Consider the following 3,668-nt stretch of genomic DNA (forward strand, 5'->3'; position numbering starts at 1 on the left):
CCTCACCAGGAACGGTGAGGCCCCCGGCCTTCTGCCTGTGTACGTGAGCCGAGCCATTGGCCGAGGTTGCCGTCGGCCAGGTCAGCCAACGCGGCCCAGCAGCTTCACCACCGCGGCGCTGTAGGCCCTGGACCGCTCCCAGACCGCGTGGCGGTCAAGGTTGGCCTGCTGGAACTCCTCCTCCAGATCGGCCTGTACCCGCATCCCGAGGTTGGGGTGCAGCCACGTCTGCACCTTCCGGCTGGTCTTGCTGCTCAGCACGGTGATGGGCGGGACCGAAATGCCCTGCCCGCGCTGGCCGTCCGGCTTGAACACCTCGTAGTAGGCGTCACGGTTCTGGTGCCCGAGCAGGCTGGCGCGCAGGAGTCGCGCCTGCTCGGCCACCTCCAGGACCAGCGTGTCGTCTTCCGGAAGTCCGACGAGTCGCTCGGGGCCTGGCTGCGGGATCACCCGCCAGATCCCGGCGTCGTCCCGGAAGACGGCGGCGCTTCGCCACCAGTGAGGGGCAGCTGCTCCGGGCAGAACCCGCCCGTGCGGGAGCCACAGCGGTGCGGGTCGGCCGGCGGCACGGCGGCGGAGGGCGAACCGGGCGGCCTTGAGCAGAGCGGCGTCCCGTGCCCGGCTGAGCGCGACGGCGGAGAACAGCTGCTCTCGGCTGTCGAGCTCGTCCTGAGCGTGGTCACCGGGGAGCCGGTCGCGAGCGGCTTCCACCCTGGACGCGGCACTGCGCGCGAGTTCCGTCCGCTCGGAGAGTTCGCGGACCGTCCGGCTCCACGAATGTTGGATCATGTTCCCTGCTTACGTTGGGGCGGTAGTGCTGCCGGGCCAGGACAAGATCAACCAGAAGCTACGAGGGAACGATCCGCCGGAAGGCGACCGCCTGCTTGTCCCAGTATCCGCCGGTGAAGGTGGTGATCTGGATGTTCTTGCCTGTGCGTGGCGCGTCCAGGACGAGGTTCGACCCGAGGTACATCCCGACATGACCGGGCGAGGTCGGCGTGCCGTCGCTTCCGGCCAGGAAGATGAGGTCGCCCGGCTTGAGCTGCGATGCGGCGTAGACCGGTATCCCGTCGAAGACCTGCTCGAAAGTCGTCCTGCTGATTTTGATGCCGGCGGCCTCGTACGCGCGGAGCATCAGGCCGGAGCAGTCGTAACTCGGATCGCCGGTGCCGCCCCACTGGTAGGGCATCCCGAGCTTAGAGATGCCGAACTTGATCGCGGTCACGATCTGGACGGGCGTTCCGGCCGGGAGGGAGAAGCCGGCCGGGAGGCTGGTGGCCTCGGTCGTCGTCTGGCCGTCGCCGTTGCCGAGCGAACAGTTCGTGGCGTTCCCGCTGTAGGTGGCCACCAGCTGCTGAGCGGTGCTCTCCCACTTCGCGTAGGCGCCGGGGAACGCGCTCGCCTGGACTCGTTGGGCGGCCACGGTGACCGGCAGGGTCTCCCATCCCGAAACCTTCACCAGCGCGGCGTAGAACTTGGTCGCGGCGTAGACGGGGTCCATGATCTGTGCAGATGAGCCCCAGCCCTGCGACGGGCGCTGCTGGAACAGGCCGACCGAGTCCAGGTCTCCGGAACTGAGGTTCCTAAGCGTCGACTCCTGCAAGGCGGTCGCGATCGCGACCACCGCCGCCTGTGGCGGCAGCTTGAGCTGGACCGAGACCTGATAGATGATCTGGCCGTTGTTGATCTGCTCGGTGGTCAGCTGCTGTCCGTCCGCAGTGGCCTGCCCGGGTGCCGCCGGCTTGAAGCAACCCAACCCGCCGGGGGAGACGGCCGGGGTAGCGGAGGCGGTTCCTCCGCCGGAGAGCGCGATGCCAAGAACCACCCCGAAGGGCGCCAAAACGCCTGTCAGCGCCAGATGGGCTGCCTTCTTCACGTGCCACCTCTGAGGCCGGCGCGTCGGAGGCGCGCGGCCGATTCACATCAGCTAATTGGAATTGATCGAACCATAGGCTGATGTGACCCACTCTGGTCAACCAGAGTGAGGGTGATCAGTGCCACTGGTTAGCCAAAGTGAATCCCTCTGGGTATGCCTCACCGTCGGGAAGTTCTTGAGGAGGCGGCGGGATTCGACCGTCGCGCGGCCGTGGCGTCTGCTGCGAGCGGCTTAGCCGCTGATGCGTCCGAAGATGTGCTGGAGGGCGGCGGGCCTCAGATCCGGGAATGCCAGGTGGAGGACGGCGTCGGCGATGCCCATGTGGGGCCGGACTTCCACCGCCTCAAGCGGGCGGTTCGGCGGCGCTTCGTCCAGTGCTGGTGGAGCGGCTGCCGCCAGTGCTCGCCGCAGTGCCTGTGAAGGGGTGCTCTGGACCGGCTGTCGGTTGCCGCAGAGCTGCGACGCGCTCATGAAAGATGCCTCCCTGATCGGGAGGCAGTCCTATGGAGCGGGCGACGGTAGTCGGCCGGTCACTCCTCCCGGCTCGCAGAACTGTATGCGAGCGGCCACCCGGAGTGTGCCGACTATGTGAGTTTGTGATGATCTGGCGAGTGGCCTGGCGTGTGGCGCTCGTCACTCAGGCGCGACCCCAGGGTCGGGTAGGCCCTCCATCGCCCGCGCGGATTGGATCATGGTGGTGATGGCTGCCATGCTGCGCTCCGAGAGCCCGTCCGCGTCGAGCACCATCTGCCGGATCGACGCATTGCGCAGTGCGCCCGCGAGGCGGAGCTGCTCGTCGGTCCGCTTCGCCATCTCCTCCTCGTAGAAGTAGAGCGGAGAGACGCCAAAGAAGTCGGCAATTGCCGTGAGGCGACTGTGCGTTGGGTCGGTCCGCTTGCCCTTGCGCAGCTGCCACAGATAGGTGGGCCCGAGGACCTGGTGGCCGGCCTTCGCGTTGATCGCCTGGGCGACTTCGGGGTTGGTGTACGGGCCCCGGTCGGCAGGGTGCACCGTCTCGAACAGGTGGTTCAACCGGCTCGCGATCGACCCGGCCTCGGCGGATTCTTCGACTGGCATGACGCGCGTAGCACCCCTCAGATCTGACTGGGTCTCATCGTTGCGCACAGTGACGCCGATTAGCCACCGTAAACAGAGAGTGTTCGGGTGAGGCTAGTCACATTCACTTTGGTTGACGCGTCGGGCTCGTGGGCGTTTATCGTTTGCTCACGGCCAATTAGCCAGAGTGAATAGCACTGACCCCCCGTGCTGAACCCAGGTGAAGGCCGTTTCATCCGCCTCCCCGTGCCCGACAGCAGGGGCGGCTCCTTCTGGCCAGCACAGATCTCGCGGGATCGCTGGCATGTCTGCCTTCCAGGAGCCCGGTATGTCCCTCACCCTGCAAGCCGTTCACCACCTTGCCGACGTTCACTACCTCGCCGATATCCAGAATCCGGCACCGGCCGACCCGACCAACGGCAGCAAGGGCGCGAACCTGCTGCTCTCGTACGCGAAGTGGGGCGCCCTGATCGCATGCGCCGTCGCCGCGGTGGTCTCGGGCGGCCTGATGGGCATAGGCCACCTCTCCAACAGGCCCGACTCCGCGGAGAAGGGGAAGAGGAGTCTGGTCTGGTCGCTGGGCGGCGTGATCGTGACCGCATGCGCCATCCCCGTCGTGAACACGGTTTTCGGCGCGGCGGCCTAGACCCAATGCCAGTGACTTTAGGTTGTGTCGTGCTGGGTGACGGTGACTGTTGCCGGTTGTGGTGGTGGCCAGTTGTGGTGTTGGGCGCGT

The 3,668-nt window shown here is 66.8% G+C and carries 5 protein-coding genes; 1 reads left to right on the forward strand and 4 read right to left on the reverse strand.

Annotation, left to right across the window (positions count from 1 at the left end; genetic code table 11):
* Window positions 1-81: 81 nt before the first annotated feature.
* From ACFWPI_RS39280 to ACFWPI_RS39295, 4 genes are all read right to left on the reverse strand, one after another.
* Window positions 82-789 (reverse strand): hypothetical protein, encoded by a 708-nt coding sequence (locus tag ACFWPI_RS39280; protein WP_380381012.1) that lies wholly within the window; start codon window positions 787-789, stop codon window positions 82-84.
* A gap of 58 nt (window positions 790-847) precedes the next feature.
* On the reverse strand, window positions 848-1,876 hold the full coding sequence (locus ACFWPI_RS39285; RefSeq protein ID WP_380381014.1) for a C40 family peptidase: 1,029 nt from the start codon (window positions 1,874-1,876) through the stop codon (window positions 848-850).
* Between the two features lie 231 nt (window positions 1,877-2,107).
* The gene (locus ACFWPI_RS39290) at window positions 2,108-2,347 is read right to left on the reverse strand and encodes a hypothetical protein (RefSeq protein WP_380381016.1); all 240 of its coding nucleotides are present in this window, start codon (window positions 2,345-2,347) and stop codon (window positions 2,108-2,110) included.
* A 162-nt stretch (window positions 2,348-2,509) separates the two neighbouring features.
* The gene (locus ACFWPI_RS39295) at window positions 2,510-2,953 is read right to left on the reverse strand and encodes an XRE family transcriptional regulator (RefSeq protein ID WP_380381018.1); all 444 of its coding nucleotides are present in this window, start codon (window positions 2,951-2,953) and stop codon (window positions 2,510-2,512) included.
* Window positions 2,954-3,260: 307 nt separating this feature from the next.
* On the opposite strand from ACFWPI_RS39295, the gene ACFWPI_RS39300 reads away from it, so the two are divergent.
* The gene (locus tag ACFWPI_RS39300) at window positions 3,261-3,578 is read left to right on the forward strand and encodes a hypothetical protein (RefSeq protein WP_045700742.1); all 318 of its coding nucleotides are present in this window, start codon (window positions 3,261-3,263) and stop codon (window positions 3,576-3,578) included.
* Window positions 3,579-3,668 lie beyond the last annotated feature (90 nt).

Source organism: Kitasatospora sp. NPDC058492 (assembly GCF_042720685.1).
GTDB lineage: Bacteria > Actinomycetota > Actinomycetes > Streptomycetales > Streptomycetaceae > Kitasatospora.